Here is a 16,936-nt window from a genome sequence, read left to right as displayed (position 1 = left end):
AGGGGCCGGCGACGCGAACGCGGAGTACGAGCGCGGCACCGAAGTGGCGCGGCCGTTACAACAAGCCGTCGCGCTTCACCGCCAGGTACTTCTCCACCAGCGACGCGGCGAGCTGATCGCAGGACACGTCCAGCACCATCACGCCGTGGTTGCGCAGGGCGTCGTGGGCGGCGGCGCGCTGTTCCAGGTATTGCGCGGTGGCGCCGGCGCGGATCGCGTCGCGCAGGTCGTGGACCTCGCCGGCCAAGGCGGTGTCCAGCGAATCCTCGCGCAGGGACGCCACGCACACCAGATGGCGCTTGCGCAGCATCTGCACCGCGGTCAGCACGTCGTCCATGTCTTCGTCGCGCAGGTTGGTGACCAGCATCACCAGCGAGCGTCGGCGCTGGCGCAGCGACAGCTCGGTGGCGGCGGCGAGGAAGTCGGTGGCGATGGGCTGCGGCTGCAGCGCGTAGCTCGCGCGCAGCAGGCTGTCGATCGCGCCCACGCCGCGACGCGGCGGCACCCAGGCCGAGGCGCCGCCGCTGGCGAGCAGGCCGACCGCATCGCCCTGGCGCAGCGCCAGATAGGCCACCACCAGCGCGGCGTCGAGCACGCGATCGAAATGCGAGAACTCGCCGTCGCGCGCGAGCAGGCGTCGGCCGGTGTCCAGCATCAGCACCAGTTGCTGGTTGCGCTCGTCCTGGTACTCGCGCGAGATCAGGCGGCGCGCGCGCGCGGTCGCCTTCCAGTCGATCTGGCGCAGGCTGTCGCCGACGCGGTACTCGCGCATCTGATGGAAGTCGGTGCCTTCGCCGCGACGGCGCTTGAGGTGCGCGCCGACCAGGCGCGAGGCCTGTTCGGCGCTGAACATCGCGAACTTGGCCAGCGGCGCGAAATTGGGGAACACGCGTACCGGCTGCGCGGCGCCGGCCACGCGCGAGTGCCACCACAGCCGCCACGGCGAATGCAGGCGCAACTGCACGCCTTCGAAGGCGAAATCGCCGCGCGCGTTGGCGCGCAGGCGGTAGTCGATGCTGCTGCTCTCGCCGCGGCGCAGGGTCAGGCGACGCGGCAGGCCCTGCATGGACCAGCCGCCCGGATGCAGGTCGAACACGTCCAGCGGTTGCTGGCGCGCATCGCCGTGCAGGGTCAGGCCGACCTCGCGCTCCAGGCCGATCGGCCAGGTATCGGGCATGTGCCGCTGCACGTGCGGGGTCGCCACCAGGGTCACACGCCAGGCATCGAACAAGGCGATCGCGGCCAGCGCCGCACCGGCGATCCACCAGGCGCGCGTCGGCGCCCAGCCGATGCTCGCGACCAGGCCGAACGCGCCCCACAGCACCAGCAGCGCCAGCAAGGCCGGCGCCGGCCGCGGCAGACTGCGCGCGGGCGTGGCGGGAACCGGGGCGACGACGGCGCTCATTGCCGCGGCGCTTCGACCTTGGCCAGCAAGGCGTGCAGCACGTCGTCGGGCGACTGGCCCTCGATCTGCATTTCCGGCGACAGCGCGATGCGGTGGCGCAGGGCCGGCTTGGCGATCTCGCGCACGTCGTCGGGAGTGACGAAGTCGCGGCCCGACAGCACCGCCTGCGCACGCGCCGCGCGCACCAGCGCCAGGCTGCCGCGCGGGCCGGCGCCCAGCGCGATGCCCGCCCACTCGCGGGTGGCCGCGGCGATGCGCACGGCGTAGTCGATCACCGCGTCGTCGACCGTGATCAGGGAGGTGCCGTGCTGCATGGCCACGATCTCCTCCGGCCCGAGCACGCGCTGCACCTGCGAGAGATCGAAGTCCGAGGCGCTGCGGCCCTGGCTGACCGCGGTCACCATGCGCTTCTCATCCGCGCGGCTGGGGTAGCCGATCAACACCTTGAGCAGGAAACGATCGAGCTGCGCTTCCGGCAACGGGTAGGTGCCTTCCTGCTCGACCGGGTTCTGCGTGGCCAGGGTCAGGAACGGCGGCGCCAGCTCGAAGCTGTGGCCTTCGATGGTGACCTGCAGTTCCTGCATCGCCTCCAGCAGCGCCGACTGGGTCTTGGCCGGGGCGCGATTGATTTCGTCGGCCAGCAGCAGGTTGGTGAACACCGGGCCGCGGCGGATGTTGAAGCTTTCGGTCTTGGGGTCGTAGACCGCGTGGCCGCTGATGTCGCTGGGCATCAGGTCGGGCGTGAACTGCACGCGCGCGTAGCCGCAGTCCAGCGCCTTGGACAGGGCGCGCACCAGCAATGTCTTGCCCAGGCCGGGCACGCCCTCGATCAGGGCGTGGCCGCCGGCGAGCAGGGCGATCAGGATCTGATCCAGCGCCTCGGCCTGGCCGATGAAGGCCTTGCCGACCTCGTCGCGCACGGCGGCGGCGCGTTGCGCCAGTTCGGTACCGGTGATCGGTGCGGGCACGTTCGCGGGCGTGGTCATAGCGAGTTTCTCAGTCGGATCAAAGTGGCGATGCGGGAACGGAACGCGGCGTGATCGCGCGCGACCGGCGTGGCCAACGCTTCGCGGATTTCCGCGGGCGTGAGCTTGAAACGTTCGGCCAACAGGGCCGCCTGCGGCTCGCCGTCGAGCGCGGCGGCCTGCGGATCGCGGCGGCGCAGGCGCAGCAGGAAGGCATTGCGCACGGCCGCGTGCAGCAGATGGCCGTAGCCGTAGCGGTAGACATGCTCGCCGCTGGCCAGCACGTGTTCGAGCAAGGATCGGCGCTCGCTGGCCGGCGACGGCAGCAGTGGCCCGAAGCGCTGCGCGCGCCGCCACAGCCACAGCAGCAGGGCCAACAGCATCGGGCCCCAGGCCATCCAGCTGCGGGTCAGTAGGGTCATCCACAGGGACGGCACATCGGCCGCGTAGATCAGGTGCACGGTGCCGCCGCTGCGATAGTTCGGCGCCAGCAGCTGGCGCAGCAGGGCGATGTGCGGTGCGTCCTTGATCGCTTCCTCGTGCTCCTCGCCGGCGGCGTTGACCGCGAAGTCGAGGTCGGCGATCACGTCGACGCTGCCGCGCCCCTGCGGCAGGCGCGCGAACACATACCCGGTGTCGTCCGCGCCCCAGGCGCGCAGCGGCACCGGCGCGCGCTCCATCAACAGGAAGCGCCGGCCTTGGCAGAACTCGACGTGCGAATCCTGGTGCTCGACGTACATCGCCACGCAGTCGGTCTCGCGCTGCGGGAAGAACTTCACGCCCAGCTCGGTCAGCACCGGGATCGACGCGGCCGCGCTGAGCTCGCCCAGCGGCGGCGTCCGCACGATCAGGTGGCCGCCGCCATGCACCCAGGCCAACAGGGCCTTGGCGTCCGACGCCGACAGCTGGCGCGGATCGCGCAGCAACAGCACGGTGTCGCGCGCGCCCAGCGGGTACCGATCCGGCTGCAGGCGCTGGCGCGAGAGCGCCTTCACCCCATCCTTCTTCAGGGCCAGCTTGAGCACGTACAGCGGATTGCTGGCGGCCTCGCCGCTGCGCGGCAGATCGATCCATTCCTCAACCCGCTCGTGGGCGCGCCACCACCAATAGCCCAGGCCCGCCAACAGCAGGACCACCAGCGCGGTCGCCAACGCAGTGCGCAGATTCATGCGGCCCACCCGAAACGTTGGCTGAGCGTGCGCAGCAAGGCGTCGAACTCATCGAGCGCGGGCAGACGCTGGGCATAGGCCGCGTACTGCCAGGTGCGCACGGCGCTGGCGAAGACTTCGCGGTCCTCGGCCAGCGGCATCTTGCGCGAGGCGCGCAGGCATTCGGCCTCGGTCGCGCCGGGCACCAGCACGACCTGGGCGCGCGCGACCATGGCTTCGACGCTGGCGCGATACAGCAGGGCCAGGGCGTCGCGCTGCCGGCCGGACTGCCACAGCCGGCGCGCGGCGGTGGGGATGTCGTCGGGCAGCGGTTCCACCTCGATCACCACGCCGGTCTGTACCGGCTTGGGTTCGCGCTCCTCGGCGCGCGCGCTGTCGCGCAGCCAACGCAGCCAACGCGGCGCGGTCACCAGGATCAGCACCACCAGCGTACCGAGCAGCAGCCACAGGCCGTACTTGCCGATCAGCGCCAGGACCACGCCCAGGCCTTCCAGCGCCGGCGGCGACTTGGGTTCGCGGGGCTTGTCCGGGTTGCGCGCTTTCCAGGTGGTGACCTTGCGCTTGGGCGTGACCGTCGGATCCCGATAGGCCTGATCGACCGCCTCGCGCAAGTCGGCCTCCTCGGCGCGGGCGTCGCCGAACACCTCGTCCAAGGTCGGCGGCGCCTGCGCTTCCTTGGCGGCGACGGCCTTCTGCAGTGCCTCCTCGCCGTCCTCGGACGCCTCGACATCGTCCGACCCCACCGGATCGCGCAAAGGCGCGCCGATCGAAGCCGCATCCGCGGCCTCGACGAATTCCTCGTTCGACTCGTCCGCCGCCTCTTCGTCGACGGCCTCTTCGTCGACGGCCGCGTCGTCCATCGCGGCGGCCTCGGCCGACGGCGCCCTCGGCGCGCTGGGCGCGGCCTGCTGCGCCGAAGCGTCCGGCAACACGCCCAAGCCGAAACACAGCGCCAGCAGCAGCGGCGCGCTGGCGGCGCTCAGGCGCGCGCGCAGGCGCCGGAACACGATCTCGATGTCCCAGGCCTCGATCTCGGTGCGGCGGTTGAGATACAGGCCGAAACCGGCGCCGACGTAGAAGGGCTCGATCAGACAGGTCGCGGCCCAGGCCAGTATGTTGCCGGCCAGCTGCACCCAGGTCGCTTCCGCCAACAGCGCCTGCCAGATGCTCTGCGCGGATTCGGACAGGTATTCGGCGGGAATGAACATCGCCGCGCCGGCCGCGATGCCCAGGTACAGCGCGCCTTCGAAATGGAAGCAGACCAGGGTCAGCAGCGCGGCCACGCCGTACACCGGCGCGCCCAGGGCGCTGCGGCGCTGGCGCGCCTCGGCGCCGCGCCCGCCTTCCAGCAGATCCACCGGCAGGTACAGCGAGCGCGCCGGACTGAGCCGACGCCAGGTCAGATAAGGCAGGGCCCAGCGCGCGCCCCAACGCAGCTGCGCGCGCACGGTCTGGCCGGTGCTGGGCACGTCGCCGAACACCGCCCGCGACAGCACGTACAGCGGGATTCGGTCGAACACCGGCTTGAGCCACCACATCAGCAGCGCGGCCAGCCACAGCATGTCCAGCGCCCAGGCCGCGGCGTTGAGCGCGACGAACAGCGGCAGGGTCAGCAGCAGGTAGGGCTTCCAGATCGCGACGGCATGCCGACGCGTGAGCGCGGTGCCCAACTCGACCGCTTCCCAGGCCGTGCGCGGACGCAACGCGACGGTGAGCGACTCGATCTTCATGACTCGATCCGGTCCTCGATCGCGACGTTCTGGTTGCGGCCGCCGAACCACAGCCAGCCGCCGACCGCCGCCCACAGCAGCGCGCCCACGCCGTATTTGATCGCCGCCGGTATGGTCGCGATCGACGACCAGAACGCTTCCACGAACGCGGCGAACACCAGCATCGCCAATACGCCCACGCAGATCTTGGCGCCGCGCTTGCCGCCTTCGATCAGGGCGTCGATGCGCCGGCGCTGGCCGGGCGCGACCAGGTTCAAGCCCAGGCGCAGGCCGGCGCCGCCGGCGATCCAGATCGCGGTGAGCTCCGGCGCCGAGTGCCCGGCGACGAAGCGCCAGAACGGATCGCCGTGACCGACCGCCTGCAGATGGCCGGCCACTCCGCCGATCACCACGCCGTTCATGATCAGCACCGCGATCGAGCCCAGGCCGAACAGGAAGCCGCTGGCGAAGGTGCGAAAGCCGATGCTGACGTTGTTGAGGATGTAGTAGCCGAACATCGCCAGATCGGTCTCGGCGCCGCGGCCGAGCTTCTGCAGCGGGCTGTTGGGGTCGTACATGTGCTCGAACTCGGCCAGCTGCTCCGGCGGAAACAGCGCACTGGCCAGCTCGGGCTGGATCTGGATCGCCACGAACATGGTGATCAGCGGCAGCCAGAACAGGGCCGCGGCGGCGGCCATGCAGCCGCGCTCGGCGCGCACCAGGCGCGGGAAGCCGGCGAACAGGAATTCCAGCGCGCGCCGCCAACGCGGCCGCGGCGCGCGGTACAGCAGGCCGTGACCGCGCTGCATCAGATCCTGCAGGCGATCGGTGACCGCCGCGCTGTAACCGCGACGGCGCGCCAGCGCGAGCTGCTGGCACAGGCGGCGATAGCGCGCCGGCACTTCGTAGTCGGGCAGGCCTTGCCAGCTGCGGCGATCGGCGCGCGCGCGCTTGGCGCTGTCGCCGCGCGCGTCCAGCCACGCCTCCAACTGGTTCCATTCGGCCTGGTGGCGCTCGACGAAACGTTCCTGCTTGACCACGGAGACCTGACTCATCTGCGCCCCAGCAGCCAGTTGGCGATGCCGTAGACCCGCGCGACCGCGGTTTCGCCGCGCGCGCCGGTCAAGGGCTGCACCAGGTCGGCCAGTTCGATCTGGCGCGCGGCGGCCAGGCGCGGCGCGCGTTCGGCGAAGGCGACCATGGCCGCCTGTTCGTAAGGCAGCAGCGGCACCGCCGGCGCGCTCGCCGCCCCGGCCGGCGCGGCCGCCGCTTCGTGGCGGCGCGCCTCGTGCACGACCAGGGTGCCGGCGACCATGTCGCCCAGGCGCCGGCCGTAAGGATCGGCGTAGCTCGCGATCAGGCCGAAGGCGTAGCCGAACGGCAGCATGTCGACCACCCGCAGCAGGTTGCGCACGAACGATTGCATCCAGCCCACCGGCGCGCCGTTTTCGGCGACCACGCGCAGCCCCAGCGCGCGCTTGCCCGGCGTGCGGCCGTCCCACATCGCCTCGAAGGCGACGTGGTAGAACCACAGCAGCACGAACATCAGCACCAGATAAAACCCCATGCCGCCCTTGCCGAGCAGGCCGAACGCCAGCGAGCCGACGAACAGCAAGGCCAGGCGGATGCAGAAATCGATGGTCCAGGCCAGCGCGCGCGGCACCGGCCCGGCCGCGGGCAGTCGCAGGGCGACGCCTTCGGGCGTCACCACTTCGCGGTAGGTATCCAGCATCACAGCGGCGCGGCGCCTGCGGGCGGCGTCGGTCGCGTCGGGCAGCGCGCGGCCTGTGTTCGGTGCAACTCGTCCATGCGGTTTCCGGCTTCTCCCCTGCGACGACTGTAAACGCGGCCCAGGGCCGTGCCTAGCCCGCGTCCGCCATGCCCAGGTAACGATCCTTCAGGCGCACGTAGTGCTGGGCGCTGTATTGCAGCTGTTCGATCTCGCGCTCACTCAACTTGCGCGCTAAACGTGCCGGATTGCCCAGCCACAGCTCGCCCTCGCCGACCGTCTTGCCGGGCGCGATCACCGCGCCCGCGCCGACGAAGCCGAAACGCTGCACGGTCGCGCCGTCGAGGATCTTGGCGCCCATGCCGATCAGGGCGAATTCCTCGATCCGGCAGGCGTGCACGATCGCGCCGTGGCCGATGGTGACGTCGTTGGCGATCAGGGTGGGCAGCCCGCCCGGACGCGTGAACGGCCCCTCGTGGGTGACGTGGACGATGGTGCCGTCCTGGATGTTGGTGCGCGCGCCGATGCGGATGAAGTTCACATCGCCGCGCACCACGCAGCCGGGCCAGATCGACACATCGTCGCCCAGGGCGACCTGGCCGATGACGGTGGCGGCGGGATCGACGTAGACGCGCTCGCCGAGTTCGGGGGTGTGCTCAAGATAGGGACGCAGGCTCATGCCCGGATTGTAAGCCGCGCGCGCCGACGCCATGGCCACGGCTGGGCGCAAGCGCGGTCGTTTCAACGCTTGCCGTCGCGCGATGCCGGCTGCGCGTGCGGGCGAACACGCACGCATCGATGGCCATGGCGGCGCAGGCCGACCTGGCCGCGCGCGCGTCCGTTCCGGCACGCATCGGCGCCGGCGCTCGCGCGCCCGGCCGATCCCGGCACCGTGCCGGCCCCGGCGCCAAGGACGGCCGCGTCGCCCCCCACGCCTGGCCTGTTCCGCCCCACCGGCGACGCCCCCTGGCGCCCCCGGCGCGACTACACTGCGGCGTATGGACATCACCGCCGACACCACCCCCAGCGAACTGGCCGCCACCCGCGAGCGTCTGCGCTCGGCCTGGCGCGCGCGCAAGCCCGACTACGCCCAGCGCCGCGCCGATCTGCTACGCCTGCGCGACGCGTTCCGGGCCCGGGTGGCGGAGATGGACGCGGCGATCCAGGCCGATTTCGGCCACCGCTCCAGCCACGAGAACCTGCTGTCGGAGGCCATGATCACCCTGGCCGAGATCGACCACGCGATCGGCCGCCTGCGCCGCTGGATGCGCCCGCGCCGGGCCGCGGTGGGCTGGCGTTTCTGGCCCGCGCGCGCCGAGATCCGGCCCGAGCCGGTCGGCGTGGTCGGCATCCTGTCGCCGTGGAACTACCCGGTGAACCTGGCCCTGGTGCCGCTGGTGTCGGCGATCGCGGCGGGCAACCACGTCTATCTGAAGCCCTCCGAACACACCCCGCGCACCAGCGCCTACCTGCGCGAGCTGCTGGCCGAGGTGTTCCCGGCCGACCGCGTCGCGGTGGCGATGGGCGGCGCCGAAGTCGGCGCCGCGTTCTCGGCCCTGCCCTTCGACCACCTGTTGTTCACCGGCTCGACCGCGGTCGGGCGCAAGGTCATGGCCGCGGCCGCGCCCAACCTGACCCCGGTCACCCTGGAGCTAGGCGGCAAGGCGCCGGCGGTGATCTGCGACGATTTCCCGATCGAACTGGCGGCCTCGCGCATCGCCAGCGGCAAATGGTTCAACGCCGGCCAGACCTGCATCGGCGTGGACTACGTGCTGGTCGACGCGGCCCGCCGCGACGCCCTGGTCGCCGCGCTGCAGGCCGAACTGCGCAGGCGCTACGGCCAACTGGACGCGCCCCAGGACTACACCCGCATCATCAACGACAGCCAGTACGCGCGCCTGCGCGGCTACCTCGACGACGCGCGCGCACGCGGCCTGCAGGTGATCGAACCCTTCGCGATCGATCCGGACACCGCCGCGCGCGAACGCCTGTTCGCGCCGACCCTGGTGATCGAACCCGGCGCCGACGCCCAGGTCATGCAGCACGAGATCTTCGGCCCGATCCTGCCGGTGCTGTCCTACCGCAACCTGGACGAAGCGATCGCGCGCATCAACGCCCTGGACCGGCCGCTGGCGCTGTACCCGTTCGGCTACGACCGCGCCCAGGTCGAGCGCATTCTCGGCCAGACCCTGGCCGGCGGCGTCACCGTCAACGACACCCTGCTGCACTTCGGCGCCCACGACCTGCCCTTCGGCGGCATCGGCCCCAGCGGCATCGGCGCGATCCACGGCCGCAACGGCTTCGACACCTTCAGCAAGCTGCTGCCAGTGTTCCGCCAGCGCCGCATGGCCGCCAGCGACTGGCTCAAGCCTCCGTACACCGGAAAGATCGACCGCCTGATCCGCTTGCTGTCCAAGTGAGCCGGCGCCGGCGCGCAAGCCCGGCACAGGCCAAAACGCGGCGGCCGTGGTTACACTCGCGGCCATGAAAATCGTCAGCTGGAACGTCAACTCGCTCAACGTGCGCATGCCGCACCTGGAAACCTGGCTGGGCCTGCGCGCGCCGGACGTGGTCGCGCTGCAGGAAACCAAGCTGGAGGACCACCGCTTCCCCGACACCGAGCTGTCGGCGCTGGGCTACCGCAGCGTGTTCGCGGGGCAGAAGACCTACAACGGCGTGGCCATTCTCTCGCGCGAACCGGCGCAAGACGTGCAGATCGGCGTGCCCGGCCTGGACGACGAACAAAAGCGCGTGATCGCGGCCACCGTCGGCGACGTGCGCATCGTCAACCTGTACGTGGTCAACGGCCAGGACGTGGGCACCGACAAGTACGCCTACAAGCTGCGCTGGCTGGACGCGGTGCACGCCTGGCTGGCCGAGGAACTGCGCGCGCATCCGCAGCTGGTGGTGCTGGGCGATTTCAACATCGCCCCCGACGAGCGCGATGTGTACGACCCGGCAGTGTGGAACGAGACGCACATACTCACCTCCACCGCCGAACGCGACGCCCTGCAGCGCCTGTACGCGCTGGGCCTGCACGACAGCTACCGCATGCACCACGATGCCGCCGGCGAATTCAGCTGGTGGGACTACCGCCAGGCGGCGTTCCGCCGCAACCTCGGCCTGCGCATCGACCTGACCCTGATTTCCGACGCCTTGCGCGCTCGCTGCACCGGCGCCGGCATCGACCGCGAACCCCGCACTTGGGAGCGCCCCAGCGATCACGCGCCGGCTTGGGTGGAGTTGGGCTGAGCGAGGCTGAAGTAAGCCTGGAGCAATGAGAAACGAGCGAGACCGCCGCGGTCCTTCGACGTAGACGCAAGCGGGCTCAAGCCCGCAGTCGAATCTCCGACCGCCACATCGGGTTAAAGCTCCGCGCGCAGCAAGATCAGGCAGACGCCGTTGCAGTTGCCCCGGCATTGGAATCCATTGCAACGCACTCGCCGATCAGCCGTAGACCCGAAGGGCGGCGCGCAGGACGCGCGCCGTTTTTCGATAGGACAAGGATGTCCTATCGAAAAATCCCGGCGCACGCNCACTCGCCGATCAGCCGTAGACCCGAAGGGCGGCGCGCAGGACGCGCGCCGTTTTTCGATAGGACAAGGATGTCCTATCGAAAAATCCCGGCGCACGCACCGAACTCGCAAGGGAGGGTTGGTCACGCTAGCCCTTCTCTTTGGTTACGTTCTCTTGGGCTAGCAAGAGAAAGTGACCCGCATGCGCAGCAGGCGGAAGCCTTTGACCTTCGGTCAGAAACAACGAAAGCAAAGCAACAGCAAATCCTCCCCAACCCTCCTTTTTCAAAGGAGGGGGCTAAGTGCAAGAGCCTACTGGCGTTCAGCGACGCACGAGCCTGTGGCTAGTAAGCAACACGGCTCCACGTCCGCCCGGCCCACAAAAAAAAGCCCGGCATCGCCGGGCTTTTTCGTCGAACGTGGAGCGGATCAGCGCACGCGGCCGCGTCGGAACAAATTGACGATGCCCAACAGCACGATCGCGCCCACCAGCGAAAGCAGCAGCCCGTTGAGGCTGAAATTGCCGTCGTTGATGTCGCCCGCGCCCAGACCCAGCAAACCGCCCAGCCAACCACCGAGGAAGGCGCCGACGATGCCGACGATCACGTTCAGGAAAATGCCCTGCTGGCCGTCGGTTTTCATGATCATGCTTGCGAGCCAACCGATAACGCCGCCTACGACCAACCAAATAATGATGCCCATCATGATGCTGTCTCCTGTCCGTTCCAATGACGCCCGATACGCATTCGCACCGACGAATACGCAGCCTCTGCCGCCTCGGGACGCAGGCAGTCTGGGCGTGGCTTCGTGACGGAGATGTCAGCGCAGACCCGGTGAGCTTCACGCAACGTAGACAAGCCGCGCGCGAATTCACAGCACTGACTCAGCCGGCGTCGCCCTGCAGCAATCGCAGCAGGCGATCGCGCGGCAGCTTGCCGGTTTCGTTGCGCGGCAAGGCCTCGACGATGCGCAGCGGGCGCGGCAGAAAGACCGGATCGATGCTCGCGCGCAGCGCGTGCAGGATGCCGGCTTCGTCCAGGGTGGGCGCGACCGCGAGCGCCGCGATCCGGCGCACCGCGCCCTCGGCGGCGTCGAGTTGGAACACCACGCCGTCCTCCACGCCCTCGATCGCGAGCAGCTTGCGGGTGAGATCGCCCAGCGAGGCGCGCTTGCCGGCGATCTCCAGCAGATCCGCGCTGCGCCCGCGCAACACGAAGCGGCCGTCGGCGCCGACTTCCATCAGATCGGCCAGCACCACCGGCTCGGGCAGATGCGGGGCGTACACCGCGGTGCCGTCGGGCTGCGGCGACACGCGCACGCCCGGCAGCGGCGTCCAGGCCAGCTCGTGGGCAGTGCGGCGGCGCGCGATCACGCAGGTTTCGGTGGAACCGAACACTTCGCGCACCTCGCAGCCGTAGCGTGTTTCCGCGGCTAGGGCCAGATCCTGCGCCAGCGGCGCGGTGGCCGAAACGATGCCGGCCAGCGGCGGCAGCACGATGCCGGATTCGACCAGCGCGCGCAGATGCACGGGCGTGGTCACCAGCAAGGGCGGCGCCGGTGCGTCGGCCAGGGCCTGGGCGACATCGCTGGGGAAGAAGGGCCGCGCCGCATGCACCGCGATCGGCCCCAGCAGCGGCAGCAGCACCGACATCTCCATGCCGTACATATGCTGCGGCGGCACGGTCGCGACCAGCGGGGTGACCCGGTTCGGCGCGAGCAGGTCGGCCAGCGCGGCCAGATTCTGTGCGGTGCTGGCGCGGAACGCGCGCCAGGTCTTGGGATTGGGTTTGGGCTGGCCGGTGCTGCCGGAAGTGAAACCGATCGCGACCAGCGCGTCGTTCGCTATCGTCGGCGGCGCGCCCTCGGCCTGCGCCAGGGTCTCGGGCAGGCGCCAGTACTGCGGCGGCGGCGGATCCAGGGCGATGTCGCCCAGGCAATAACTGTCGGCGTGCTGGGCGAGCGCGTCGCCGATCACTGCCGGCGCGCGCGAGGACGGCAGCAGCGTGGTCTGCCCGCGCAGCGCGGCCGCGCAGAACGCGACCAGGAAGCGGTAGCGGTCCTCGCACAGATTGATCGCATAGCGCGCCGCCGGCAGCGCCGCGGCCAGCGCGCGCACCTCGCGTTCGAAACGCGACTGCGCGATCGCATCGTCGTGCGCGTACGCGAGCAGGCGCGCCTGCGCGCCGGCCACTAAGGCGACGCGCTCGCCGCCCGGTACCGCATCGTGATCAACAACTGCTGACATCGTTCGCCATTGGTTACTCCGGCCGCGCGCGCATGACCCGACGCCGACGGCATCGGCCGCCTTCCCCTGAGCGCCGGCCCTGCGGCCGCGGCATCGATCGCGGCCAGCGCCGCGTCCCCTGCTTTAGCTTACGCTGGCGCGCCGGCGTTCCGCCAAACGGCTCGTTCATGTCCCTGAGTTCGCCATGACTTCGCCCGATCCGCCTCCCATGCCGCGCTGGACCTGGCAGCCGCACACGCCCGGTCGCGCCGCCGAGGCGCAGGCGCGCCATTGGCTGGCCGCGCAATTGGGTACCAGCGCGCAGACCCTGCCGCTGGTCCGCGACGGCCGCCAGCGCCCCACTTTGCAACCGCCATACCAGGGCTGGGACTGCAACTGGAGCCACAGCGGCGACAGCCTGCTGATCGCCTTGACCGGGCAGGGCCGGGTCGGAGTCGATCTGGAACGGCTGCGCGCGCGGCCGCGCGCGCTGGCGGTGTCCGAACGCTACTTCACCGCCGCCGAGACCGCCTGGCTGGACGCCCAGGCCGAGCGCGACCGCGCCTTCCTGCGCCTGTGGTGCGCCAAGGAAGCGGTGCTCAAGGCGCACGGTCACGGGCTGTCCTTCGGCCTGCACCGGCTGCGCTTCGAGGAGCGCGCGGGCGCGCTGCGCCTGGTCGACAGCGACCCCGAATTGGGTGCGCCCGAGGAGTGGCGGCTGCAGGAACTGGCGCCCGCCGCGGGTTACGTCGGCGCGCTGGCCTGGCGCCCGCGCCCGGGCGCGCCCGCGGATTCGATCGGCGACCCGCGCTGAGCCCATCGCCGCCATCGGCGATACTGTCGCCAATGAACGCACCCGCTCCCCTTCCGCCCGGGCTCCGTCGCGAGCTCGAATCGGGCCTGTCCGCGCTGGCCCTGGATCCGGCCCTGGCCGCGCCGCTGCTGGACTACCTGGCCCTGCTCGCGCGCTGGAACCGCACCTACAACCTCACCGCCGTGCGCGACCCGCAGGAGATGGTGACCAAGCACCTGCTCGACTCGCTGGCCATGCATCGCTACGTCGATGCGATCGCCCAGCGCGGCGGCGCCTTGGCCGATCTGGGCACCGGCGCCGGCCTGCCCGGGATCCCGTTGGCGATCGTCAAGCCGGGTCTGCGCGTGACCCTGGTGGAGAGCGCCGGCAAGAAGGCGCGCTTCATGCGCGAAGCCTTGCGCACCCTGGGCCTGAAGGACGCGCGCGTGGCCGAGTCGCGGATCGAGGCCTTCGACGAGCCCGGCGCCTACGACGCGATCACCGCGCGCGCGTTGGCGACCCTGCCGCTGATCCTGGAACTGGGCGGCCACCTGCTCAAGCCCGAGGGCGTGCTGCTGGCGATGAAGGGCGCCCACCCGGTCGACGAAATCGCCGCGCTGCCCGAGGGCTGGCGCGTGCGCGCCTCGCATCCGCTGGCCGTGCCTGGGCTGGACGCCGAGCGCCACCTGGTCGTGGTCGCCCGCGCCGGGGCCGGTCCCGATCCGGACACGAGCCCGGACGCGGACCCAATTCCCGCATGACGGAGCGCGAACGCGCCCCGTCCGGGCATAATCCCCAGTCCGACCGGCGCCCGGCGCCGAGCGGCCACTTTTCACAGCCCGTATAGCCAGGGGACGAGCCGCATGGCCCGCATCATCGCCGTCGCCAATCAGAAAGGCGGGGTCGGCAAGACCACCACCGCGGTCAACCTGGCCGCCGCGCTCGCGCGCACGCCCAAGCGCGTGCTGCTGGTCGATCTGGACCCGCAGGGCAACGCCACGATGGGCAGCGGCATCGACAAGCGCACGATCGAGGACTCGATCTGCGATGTGATGCTGGGCGAAGCCGACGCCGCTTCGATCCTGCTGCGCGCGCCGGAAGACTTCGACCTGCTGCCGGCCAACATCGAGCTGACCGCGGCCGAAATCCGCCTGATGGGCGAGGACGCGCGCGAGCAGCGTCTGAAGACCGCGCTGGCGCCGCTGCGCGCCAATTACGACTACATCCTGATCGACTGCCCGCCGGCGCTGTCGCTGCTCACGCTCAACGCGCTGACCGCGGCCGATTCGATCATCGTGCCGATGCAGTGCGAGTACTACGCGCTGGAAGGCATCAGCGCCCTGCTCGACACCATCAACGCGCTCAAGGCCAAGCTCAATCCGGACCTGGAGATCGAAGGCGTGCTGCGCACCATGTTCGACGTGCGCAACAACCTGGCCAACGCGGTCTCGGCCGAGCTGACCAACCACTTCGGCGACCGCGTGTTCCGCACCATCGTGCCGCGCAACGTGCGCCTGGCCGAGGCGCCCAGCCACGGTCAGAGCATCGTCGGCTACGACAAGGCCAGCCGCGGCGGCATCGCCTATCTGGGCCTGGCCGGCGAAGTGCTGCGCCGCCAGCGCGAGCGCGAGCAGGCCGCCAAGACGGCGCAACGCGACCACAAGGAGACCGTGGCATGAGTGCGGCGAAGAAGCGCGGCCTCGGCCGCGGGCTGGAAGCCCTGCTCGGCCCGAAGGCGGCCGCCGAGGCACCGATCCTGGAAGCCACCGAATCCGACGTGATGCGCAAGCTGCCGGTGGACGCGCTGATCGCCGGCAAGTACCAGCCGCGCAAGACCTGGGACCACGACAAGCTGGCCGAGCTGGCCGAGTCGATCAAGGCCCAGGGCGTGATCCAGCCGATCGTGGTGCGCGACATCGGCGGCAAGCGCTACGAAATCATCGCCGGCGAACGCCGCTGGCGCGCGACCCAACTGGCCGGGCTGACCGAAATTCCGGTGGTGATCCGCGAAGTCGACGACCGCACCGTGGTCGCGATGGCGCTGATCGAGAACATCCAGCGCGAGGACCTCAACCCGCTGGAAGAGGCCAACGCGCTGCAGCGCCTGATCGACGAATTCGACCTCACCCACGCCCAGGCCGCCGAAGCGGTGGGCCGTTCGCGGGTGGCGGTGTCCAACCTGCTGCGCCTGCTGGAACTGCCGGCCGAGATCCGGGTGCTGGTCGAGACCCGCGCCCTGGACATGGGCCACGCGCGCGCCCTGCTGACCCTGGCCCCGCAAGCCGCGATCGCGCTGGCGCGCCAGGCCGCCGAACTGGGCTGGTCGGTGCGCGACGTCGAACACCGCGTGCAGCAGCTGGCCGCCGGCAAGGTCCCGACCACGGGCAAGCCCAAACCGGCCAAGGCCAAGCCGCAGGCCGACATCGCCACGCTCGAGCGCGAGCTGTCGGAATCGCTCAACACCCAGGTCAACGTGCTGCACGGCCGCGGCGGCAAGGGCCGCCTGGTGATCCATTACAGCGACCTGGACTCGCTGGACGGCGTGCTGGAAAAGCTGCGCGGCAAGGTCGAATGACGGATACGCAATGACGGACGCGCCGCGGCGCGGACCAGCCTCAGGGGGAGGCGGGGATGACGGACAAGAAGGCCGAGGTGGTCAGCCTCAGCGGTAGCCCGATCTACCACTACGATCAGGCGCCCGGGTGGGAACCGGTCCAGGGCGAGATCTGCCTGGAGCGGATTTCCGATCACATCGAAGCCCATCTGGGCCCGATCGGCAGCGTCTTCCACGAGCTGGTCTCGGACCTGGTCCACATCGACGTGCATTTCCTGTCGGCCAACGACGCCTACCCCTATACCCGGCTGGTGACCTCCGGCATGAGCGATCTGGCGATGACGGTGCCCGCCGGCTCCGACGCGCCGCGCCATCTGGAACTGATCGCGACCCTGCCGGCGGACTGGCGGCTGGATCAGGAATCGATGCAGGACGAACGCTGGTACTGGCCGGTGCGGCTGCTGAAGATGCTCGCGCGCTTTCCGCACAAGCAGCGCACCTGGCTGGGCTGGGGCCATTCCATCGCCAACGGCGATCCGCCCGAAGCCTACGCCGCCAACACGCGCCTGGATTCGGCGATCCTGCTGCCCTCGGTCACCGTGCCGGACGGCTTCCACCGCCTGCGCATCGACGAGGACAAGGAGATCCACTTCCTCGCCGTGGTGCCGCTGTACCCGGAGGAACGCGAACTCAAGCTGCGCAAGGGCACCGACGGCCTGCTGGACAAGTTCGCCGATCTCGACGACCTCATCGCCCCGAGCCGGCGCAACGTCGCCAAAAAGCGCTTCGGTCTGTTCTGACGCGCAGGCGCGATAAGCTCGGGCTTCACGGCCGCCACGTTCCACCGCTTTAATCAACCGTACCCCACCGAAG

At 70.3% G+C, this 16,936-nt stretch carries 16 protein-coding genes; 7 read left to right on the top strand and 9 right to left on the bottom strand.

Annotated elements, in window-relative coordinates:
* Window positions 1–55: 55 nt before the first annotated feature.
* The 7 genes from ASE43_RS08015 to ASE43_RS07985 all read right to left on the bottom strand — a co-directional run bounded on the left by ASE43_RS08015 (window position 56) and on the right by ASE43_RS07985 (window position 7,656).
* Window positions 56–1,405 carry a DUF58 domain-containing protein gene (locus tag ASE43_RS08015; RefSeq protein WP_057160100.1) on the bottom strand — a complete coding sequence of 450 codons (1,350 nt, stop codon included), beginning with the start codon at window positions 1,403–1,405 and terminating at the stop codon, window positions 56–58.
* Complete coding sequence (locus tag ASE43_RS08010; RefSeq protein ID WP_056177744.1) at window positions 1,402–2,391, bottom strand: MoxR family ATPase; 990 nt, start codon at window positions 2,389–2,391, stop codon at window positions 1,402–1,404. Before ASE43_RS08010 ends, ASE43_RS08015 begins: the two co-directional genes overlap by 4 nt.
* Complete coding sequence (locus ASE43_RS08005) at window positions 2,388–3,539, bottom strand: DUF4350 domain-containing protein (protein WP_057160099.1); 1,152 nt, start codon at window positions 3,537–3,539, stop codon at window positions 2,388–2,390. Before ASE43_RS08005 ends, ASE43_RS08010 begins: the two co-directional genes overlap by 4 nt.
* Entirely contained in the window at window positions 3,536–5,269 is a 1,734-nt protein-coding gene (locus tag ASE43_RS08000; RefSeq protein ID WP_057160098.1) for a hypothetical protein, read from the bottom strand. The genes ASE43_RS08005 and ASE43_RS08000 overlap by 4 nt, the downstream gene beginning before the upstream one ends.
* On the bottom strand, window positions 5,266–6,303 hold the full coding sequence (locus tag ASE43_RS07995) for a stage II sporulation protein M (RefSeq protein WP_057160097.1): 1,038 nt from the start codon (window positions 6,301–6,303) through the stop codon (window positions 5,266–5,268). The genes ASE43_RS08000 and ASE43_RS07995 overlap by 4 nt, the downstream gene beginning before the upstream one ends.
* Window positions 6,300–6,980, bottom strand: a complete 681-nt coding sequence (locus ASE43_RS07990; protein ID WP_057160096.1) for an RDD family protein — start codon at window positions 6,978–6,980, stop codon at window positions 6,300–6,302. Before ASE43_RS07990 ends, ASE43_RS07995 begins: the two co-directional genes overlap by 4 nt.
* A gap of 130 nt (window positions 6,981–7,110) precedes the next feature.
* Complete coding sequence (locus tag ASE43_RS07985; RefSeq protein WP_056179821.1) at window positions 7,111–7,656, bottom strand: gamma carbonic anhydrase family protein; 546 nt, start codon at window positions 7,654–7,656, stop codon at window positions 7,111–7,113.
* 319 nt (window positions 7,657–7,975) lie between these two features.
* Here ASE43_RS07985 and ASE43_RS07980 point away from each other — a divergent pair, with 319 nt between their 5' ends.
* On the top strand, window positions 7,976–9,397 hold the full coding sequence (locus ASE43_RS07980) for a coniferyl aldehyde dehydrogenase (protein ID WP_056179818.1): 1,422 nt from the start codon (window positions 7,976–7,978) through the stop codon (window positions 9,395–9,397).
* Window positions 9,398–9,461: 64 nt separating this feature from the next.
* Complete coding sequence (xth, locus tag ASE43_RS07975) at window positions 9,462–10,229, top strand: exodeoxyribonuclease III (protein ID WP_057160095.1); 768 nt, start codon at window positions 9,462–9,464, stop codon at window positions 10,227–10,229.
* A gap of 692 nt (window positions 10,230–10,921) precedes the next feature.
* On the opposite strand, the gene ASE43_RS07970 is transcribed toward xth, so the two are convergent.
* Together ASE43_RS07970 and ASE43_RS07965 are read right to left on the bottom strand one after the other, a co-directional pair.
* Window positions 10,922–11,194 carry a GlsB/YeaQ/YmgE family stress response membrane protein gene (locus ASE43_RS07970; protein ID WP_056179815.1) on the bottom strand — a complete coding sequence of 91 codons (273 nt, stop codon included), beginning with the start codon at window positions 11,192–11,194 and terminating at the stop codon, window positions 10,922–10,924.
* 181 nt (window positions 11,195–11,375) lie between these two features.
* Window positions 11,376–12,737: an AMP-binding protein gene (locus ASE43_RS07965; protein WP_056177731.1), complete on the bottom strand. Its 1,362-nt coding sequence runs from the start codon at window positions 12,735–12,737 to the stop codon at window positions 11,376–11,378.
* 184 nt (window positions 12,738–12,921) lie between these two features.
* Between ASE43_RS07965 and ASE43_RS07960 the strand changes: the two genes are divergently transcribed.
* The 5 genes from ASE43_RS07960 to ASE43_RS07940 all read left to right on the top strand — a co-directional run bounded on the left by ASE43_RS07960 (window position 12,922) and on the right by ASE43_RS07940 (window position 16,863).
* The gene (locus tag ASE43_RS07960; protein ID WP_057160094.1) at window positions 12,922–13,530 is read left to right on the top strand and encodes a 4'-phosphopantetheinyl transferase superfamily protein; all 609 of its coding nucleotides are present in this window, start codon (window positions 12,922–12,924) and stop codon (window positions 13,528–13,530) included.
* A 32-nt stretch (window positions 13,531–13,562) separates the two neighbouring features.
* Complete coding sequence (gene rsmG / locus ASE43_RS07955) at window positions 13,563–14,270, top strand: 16S rRNA (guanine(527)-N(7))-methyltransferase RsmG (protein WP_057160093.1); 708 nt, start codon at window positions 13,563–13,565, stop codon at window positions 14,268–14,270.
* A 102-nt stretch (window positions 14,271–14,372) separates the two neighbouring features.
* Entirely contained in the window at window positions 14,373–15,188 is an 816-nt protein-coding gene (locus tag ASE43_RS07950) for an AAA family ATPase (RefSeq protein WP_057160092.1), read from the top strand.
* A complete protein-coding gene (locus ASE43_RS07945; RefSeq protein ID WP_056177723.1) occupies window positions 15,185–16,084 on the top strand; it encodes a ParB/RepB/Spo0J family partition protein in 900 nt (299 codons plus the stop codon). The genes ASE43_RS07950 and ASE43_RS07945 overlap by 4 nt, the downstream gene beginning before the upstream one ends.
* A gap of 56 nt (window positions 16,085–16,140) precedes the next feature.
* Complete coding sequence (locus tag ASE43_RS07940; protein WP_057160091.1) at window positions 16,141–16,863, top strand: suppressor of fused domain protein; 723 nt, start codon at window positions 16,141–16,143, stop codon at window positions 16,861–16,863.
* Window positions 16,864–16,936: the final 73 nt, after the last annotated feature.

The organism is Lysobacter sp. Root983 (assembly GCF_001429345.1).
Classification (GTDB): domain Bacteria; phylum Pseudomonadota; class Gammaproteobacteria; order Xanthomonadales; family Xanthomonadaceae; genus Lysobacter.
Note: the sequence above shows the minus strand (reverse complement) of the source record. Positions and strands in the feature narration are given on the sequence as shown.